5 protein-coding genes and 1 tRNA gene are annotated in these 6481 nt (G+C 70.6%); 3 read left to right on the plus strand and 3 right to left on the minus strand.

Annotated features, from left to right (window positions below):
• Nucleotides 1-2: 2 nt before the first annotated feature.
• A complete protein-coding gene (gene cmk, locus FV233_RS27540; RefSeq protein ID WP_147899426.1) occupies nucleotides 3-665 on the minus strand; it encodes a (d)CMP kinase in 663 nt (220 codons plus the stop codon).
• A gap of 4 nt (nucleotides 666-669) precedes the next feature.
• Complete coding sequence (gene aroA, locus FV233_RS27545; RefSeq protein ID WP_147899427.1) at nucleotides 670-2019, minus strand: 3-phosphoshikimate 1-carboxyvinyltransferase; 1350 nt, start codon at nucleotides 2017-2019, stop codon at nucleotides 670-672.
• Between the two features lie 440 nt (nucleotides 2020-2459).
• On the opposite strand from aroA, the gene FV233_RS27550 reads away from it, so the two are divergent.
• Nucleotides 2460-2535 (plus strand) — tRNA-Ala (locus FV233_RS27550).
• Nucleotides 2536-2616: 81 nt separating this feature from the next.
• Here FV233_RS27550 and FV233_RS27555 read toward each other — a convergent pair.
• Nucleotides 2617-3105, minus strand: coding sequence for an Lrp/AsnC family transcriptional regulator (locus tag FV233_RS27555; RefSeq protein WP_147856980.1), 489 nt, complete (start codon nucleotides 3103-3105; stop codon nucleotides 2617-2619).
• Between the two features lie 166 nt (nucleotides 3106-3271).
• Between FV233_RS27555 and mdeB the strand changes: the two genes are divergently transcribed.
• Together mdeB and FV233_RS27565 are read left to right on the plus strand one after the other, a co-directional pair.
• Nucleotides 3272-5947 (plus strand): alpha-ketoglutarate dehydrogenase, encoded by a 2676-nt coding sequence (gene mdeB / locus FV233_RS27560; protein ID WP_147899428.1) that lies wholly within the window; start codon nucleotides 3272-3274, stop codon nucleotides 5945-5947.
• A gap of 255 nt (nucleotides 5948-6202) precedes the next feature.
• The coding region (locus FV233_RS27565) for a biotin/lipoyl-containing protein (RefSeq protein ID WP_348642252.1) at nucleotides 6203-6481 on the plus strand (279 nt) is incomplete at its 3' end.

The following is a 6481-nucleotide window of genomic DNA, read 5'->3' on the forward strand; positions in this document are numbered from 1 at the left end:
GGTCAACACGGGGTTGTGGGTGGCGCTCGGCTTCCATCGCCGCGGGCGCGCTCAACGATACCTCTTGCTTGGCTGAAGGCGGTGTCCGGGTCGAGGGTGGTGGTGTCCAGTCGGACCGCGTCGTCGGCCATGCGCAGCGGCGCGGCGGCCCGGGAGGCGTCGCGGGCGTCGCGGGCCTCGATGTCGGACAGGATTGCCGCGAAGGTCGCGGATTCGCCGCGTCCGCTGAGTTCGAGGTGGCGGCGTCGGGCGCGCTCCTCGGAGGAGGCCGTGATGAACAGCTTCACGCTGGCATCGGGGCACACCACCGTGCCGATGTCGCGCCCGTCCAGCACGGCGCCCTGGGGATCGGCCGCGAAGCGGCGTTGCCAGGCCAAAAGCGCGGCGCGAACTTCCGGCACCGCCGAGATCCGCGAGGCCGCCTCGCCCATGGCGCGGTCGCGCAGGCGCGGGTCGTCCAACCTGTCGGCGTCGAGGGCGTGGGCCGCCCGGGACGCGGCCTCCGAATCGTCCAGGGACAGGCCGGCATCGATCATGGCCAGCGCCACGGCGCGGTAGAGGAGCCCGGTGTCGAGGTGCGGAAGCCGGTAATGGTCGGCCAGCCGCTTGGCGAGCGTCCCCTTGCCCGAGGCGGCCGGGCCGTCGATCGCGATGACGAGCGGCATGATGTCAGGCCCCGATCCGGCCGCCGAGGGCCTGCATGGACGGCAGAAAGCTCGGGAAGCTCGTGGCGATCATCGCGCCATCGTCGACCGAGACCGGCGCCTTCGTAGCGAGCCCCATCACCAGGAACGCCATGGCGATCCGGTGATCGAGGTGGGTCGCCACCGTGCCGCCGCCGGGCGCTGCCGTGCCGTCGCCTTCGACGACCAGGTCGTCAACTTCCACGCTGTGGCGGACGCCGTTGGCGGCGAGGCCCGCGGCAACGGCGGCGAGGCGGTCGGATTCCTTGACGCGCAATTCGTGCAGGCCGTTCATCCGGGTGCGGCCTTCGGCGAAGCTCGCTGCCACCGCCAGCACCGGGTACTCGTCGATCATCGCGGGCGCGCGCTCGGCCGGGACGTCGACGCCTGTAAGGCGGCTCGCGCGCACGCGCAGGTCGGCGACGGTCTCGCCGCCCTCCTCCCGCTCGGCGACGCGCTCGATCTGCGCGCCCATCTCCAGCAGGGTGGTGATCAGCCCGGTCCGCAGCGGGTTCATCATCACGCCCTCGATCACCACGTCGGAGCCCGGCACGATCAGGGCCGCCACCAGGGGGAACGCCGCCGAGGACGGATCGGCCGGGACCACCACGTCGGTCCCGCGCAGGGTCGGCTGCCCGGTGAGCGACACCTTGCGGCCGTGGCCGTCGGGGCCGTGCGGCTCGACGCGGACCTGGGCGCCGAACAGGCGCAGCATCCGCTCGGTGTGGTCGCGGGTGGCGGCCGCCTCGATTACCGTGGTGGTGCCGGGGGCGTTCAGGCCGGCGAGCAGCACCGCGGACTTGATCTGCGCCGAGGCGGCCGGGGTCTCGTAGGTGATCGGGATCGCCTCGTTGAGGCCGCGCAGGGTCAGCGGCACGCGCCCGCCCTCGGCCTCGGACAGGACCTGCGCGCCCATGCGGGTCAGCGGATCGAGGATGCGGCGCATCGGGCGCGAGCGGAGGGAGGCGTCGCCGTCGAAGGTCGCGGTGACCGGCTGGCCGCCCACCACGCCCATCATCAGCCGCGAGCCGGTGCCGGCGTTGCCGAAATCGAGCACGTCGGCCGGGTCCGTGAGGCCGCCGATGCCGACGCCGCGCACGATCCAGCGCCCTTCGCCGAGACGCTCGATCTTGGCGCCCAGCGCCTTCGCGGCGGCGGCGGTGCGCAGCACGTCGTCACCTTCGAGCAGGCCCTCGACCCGGGTCTCGCCCTGGCTCAGCAGCCCGAGGATCATGGCCCGGTGGGAGATCGACTTGTCGCCCGGGGGGCGCAGGCGCCCCTTGAGCGGGCTGCCCGGTGCGGCGGTGAGGGGCTGGGGAGGCGAGTCGTGCGACACGGGGGATCCGTTCGGGAATCTCTGGGTGGGACGGGATCCGGCGCGTCGCGCGGGGGCGCCGCGGAGCTGCAATCGGACCGTGAACTGGCGGCGCGGTTAACACGCGCACCGGCCCGCGTCATCCGGCGGGCCCGGTCGGCGGCGCTTCGGATCCGGCCGGTGGCGGGTCGATCGACAACGGTCTGGGACAGCGACCATCGGGCCCGTCTTCCGATCGTCGGCCGCGATCGCGAGATTGACGAAGAAATCTGACCCGTTCCGGCACCCAGACTTCGAAGAGTTGACGAAGAGTCCGCGGAGGGTCCGAGCGGGTCGGCGTTTCGACGAAGAATCCCGAAAAAGGGGGTTGAGTCCGCGGAAAGAGCCGCCTATAGAACCGGCCTCGCCGGACGCCAGCCGGTCGGCGAGACCCTGCGGGACCCAAACCGCGGCGGACAAGTGGGGCCTTAGCTCAGCTGGGAGAGCGCTTCCATGGCATGGAAGAGGTCATCGGTTCGATCCCGTTAGGCTCCACCATTCTTTCTTCAGCGTGACGCCGCCGGTTCAGGCCGGCTCCGCTGGGCGATCTGACAATACCTTATCCAGAGAACGACCGGCTCACCGGGTCAGGTGCCCGAGCGGCAACGCCGTCGTGTACTTCACCTGACCCAGCGCGAAGCTGGAGCGGATGTTGGCCACGCCCGGAATGCGGGTGAGGTGGTCCAGCACCAGGCGCTGGTACTGGCCGAGATCCTCCACCACCACCCGCAGCATGTAGTCGGCCTCGCCGCTCATCAGGTAGCATTCCATCACCTCGGGGCGGCTGCGGACCGCCTCGTCGAAGGCCTGGAGGGCCGCCTGGGTCTGCTTTTCCAGGGAGACGTGGACGAAGACGTTCACGGCGAGGCCGAGGCTCATCGGGTCGACCACCGCGACGCAGCCCCGGATGATCCCGGCCTCCTTCAGGTCGTTGACCCGGCGCCAGCACGGCGAGGTCGAGAGCCCGACCTGCTCGGCGAGGTCGGCGATGCTGATCTCGCTGTCCTGCTGCAGATGTTCGAGGATGCGCAAGGAGGCGGCGTCGAGATGGGCCGGTCGGGAGACCATTTTTTCGCTCTCCGGTTTGCCGTGGGCATGACGATCGGTACGATCGACCGCCTCGACCCGCTGATTCGGCACAATATGCCAATCATCGGCCCTCGATAACAAAAATCCGGCACATCCCGCCGCCGCGAAGCCCGTATGCTCCGGGCAAAACCGGGAGCTCGCGCAGATGAACGCCATACCGCCGAGGACGACGATCGCGCGGTCCGCCGAGGTCGATCACGATCCGGCCGAGACCCAGGATTGGCTGGCCGCCCTCGAATCGCTGTTCCGCACCGAGGGCGCCGCCCGGGCGCGGTTCATCCTCGACCGGCTGGAGCGGCGCTCGAAGGAGATCGGCATCCTCGACGAGGCCCTGCCCTACTCGCCCTACCGCAACACCATCGCGCTGGAGAAGCAGCCGCGCTACCCGGGCGACCTCGACATCGAGGAGCGGCTCACCTCGATCATGCGCTGGAACGCGCTCGCCATGGTTGTGCGCGCCAACATGGCCTACGGCGAGCTCGGCGGCCACGTGGCGAGCTACGCCTCGGCGGCGGAGCTGTTCGAGGTCGGTTTCAACCACTTCTTCAAGGGCGGCCCGGATGGCGACCTCGTCTACTTCCAGCCGCACTCGGCGCCGGGCGTTTACGCCCGCGCCTTCCTGGAGGGGCGGCTCTCCGAGGAGCAGCTGAAGCATTACCGCCAGGAGATCGCCGGCGACGGCCTGTGCTCCTATCCGCATCCCTGGCTGATGCCGGATTTCTGGCAGGTCCCCACCGGCTCGATGGGCATCGGCCCGATCCACGCGGTCTACCAGGCGCGGTTCATGCGCTATCTCGGCCATCGCGGCCTGGCCGACACCTCGGCCCGGCACGTCTGGGGCGTGTTCGGCGACGGCGAGATGGACGAGCCGGAATCGATCGGCGGCCTGGCGCTCGCCGCCCGGGAGAAGCTCGACAACCTCACCTTCGTGATCAACTGCAACCTGCAGCGGCTGGACGGCCCGGTGCGCGGCAACGGCCAGATCATCCAGGAACTGGAGAGCCTGTTCCGGGGCGCGGGCTGGAACGTCATCAAGGTGCTGTGGGGCTCCGAGTGGGACGGGATCTTCGCCCGCGACACCAACCACGCCCTGCTGCGCCGCTTCGCCGACACCGTGGACGGCAAGTACCAGACGCTCGGCGCCAAGGACGGCGCCTACAACCTCGCCCACTTCTTCGGGGAGGACCCAGAGGTGCGCGAGCTCGTCGCCCACATGTCGGATGCCGACGTGGACAAGCTGAAGCGCGGCGGCCACGATTTCCGCAAGCTCTACGCCGCCTTCGCCGCCGCCAAGGCTACCAAGGGGCGGCCGACGGTGATCTTGGCCAAGACCAAGAAGGGCTACGGCATGGGCGGCGCGGGCGAGTCGCGCATGACCGCCCACCAGGCGAAGAAGCTCGACGTCGATGCGCTGCGCGCCTTCCGCGACCGCTTCGCCCTGCCGCTCTCCGACGCGCAGGTGGAAGGCCTGTCCTTCTACAAGCCGGCCGAGGACGGCGCCGAGATGCGCTACCTGCGCGAGCGCCGCGAGATGCTGGGCGGCGTCCTGCCGGCCCGCCGCCGCACGGCGCCGACCGTGACGGTGCCGCCGCTCTCGACCTATGCGGGCTTCGCCCTGGAGGCGGCCGGCAAGGAGATGTCGACCACCACGGCGGTGGTCCGGCTCTTCGGCAACCTGCTGAAGCACAAGGATCTCGGGCCGCGCGTCGTCCCGATCGTCGCCGACGAGGCGCGCACCTTCGGCATGGCCAACCTGTTCCGGCAGGTCGGGATCTACGCCCCCGAGGGGCAGCTCTACGAGCCGGAGGATGCCGGCTCGATGCTGTATTACCGCGAGGCGCGCGACGGGCAGCTCTTGGAGGAAGGCATCACCGAGGCCGGGGCGATCTCGTCCTGGACCGCGGCGGCCACGGCCTACAGCGTCCACGGCCTGTCGATGCTGCCGTTCTACATCTACTATTCGATGTTCGGCTTCCAGCGGGTCGGCGACCTGATCTGGGCGGCGGCCGACCAGCGCGCGCGCGGCTTCCTGATCGGCGCCACGGCGGGACGCACCACGCTCGGCGGCGAGGGCCTGCAGCACCAGGACGGGTCGAGCCACCTGGCCGCCGCAGCGATCCCGAACTGCCGGGCCTACGATCCGGCCTTCGCCTACGAGGTGGCGGTGATCGTCGATCGCGGCGCCCGAGCGATGATGGAAGAGGGCGAGGACGCCTTCTATTACCTCACCGCCATGAACGAGAACTACGCCCAGCCCTCCATGCCGGAGGGGTCCGAGGCCGGCATCCTGAAGGGGATGTACCGCCTGTCGGGGCCGGATTCGGGGCCTGCCGCGGTGCGGCTGCTCGGCTCGGGCGCGATTCTACCGGAGGTGATCGCAGCCGCCGGCCTGCTGGCGCAGGATTGGGGGATCGCCGCCGAGCTGTTCAGCGTCACCAGCTTCAGCGAGCTGGCGCGGGATGCGCGCGAGACTGAGCGCCGGGCGATGCTGCACCCGGAGGCCGAGGCGCCGGTGAGCCACGTGGCCGCCCTGCTGCCGGGCGCGACGCCGATCGTGGCGGCGACCGACTACGTCCGGGCCTACCCGCAGCTGATCGCCTCCTATGTCGGGGCCCGGTTCGTGACGCTGGGCACCGACGGGTTCGGCCGCAGCGACACCCGCAACGCCCTCCGCCGCTTCTTCGAGGTGGACCGGCAGCACGTGGTGGTGGCCGCCCTGCACGCGCTCGCCGAAGCCGGCACGGTGCCCCGCGCCACGGTCGCCGAGGCGATCCAGCGCTACGGCATCGACGCGGACACGCCGGCGCCCTGGACGATCTGAGGGGCTGCCCCCCGACCCGAGCAACTCCAACCCGCTCCCTCATCCTGAGGCGGCAGAGCGAAGCGGAGCCCTCGAAGGAGCCCTCCAGCCGGCCGCGCGATCCCTGGAGGCCTCCTTCGAGGCTGCTGCGCAGCACCTCAGGATGAGGTGGTGGGTGGGGGATCCACCGGAAGTCACCACGCCTCGGAAGGTCCGACTCCGGACCTCCGCCCCCCAAAAACCGTCCGCCCCAGACAAGCCACGGAAACCCGCCCGATGAGCGCCGCGCTGCAGATCGCCCTCCCGGATATCGGCGATTACCGGGACGTGCCGGTGATCGAACTCCTGGTGAAGCCGGGCGACCGCCTCGCCGTGGACGACCTGATCCTCAGCATCGAATCCGACAAGGCGACCATGGAGGTCCCCTCCCCGGTGGCCGGCACCGTGCGGGAGCTGCTGGTCGCGGTGGGCTCGAAGGTCTCGGAGGGCACGCCGATTCTTGTGGTCGAGCCTGCGGAGGGCGGCGAGGCGGCCGACGCGCCTCTCCCTCCCCCC

The organism is Methylobacterium sp. WL7, from assembly GCF_008040085.1.
Classification (GTDB): domain Bacteria; phylum Pseudomonadota; class Alphaproteobacteria; order Rhizobiales; family Beijerinckiaceae; genus Methylobacterium; species Methylobacterium mesophilicum.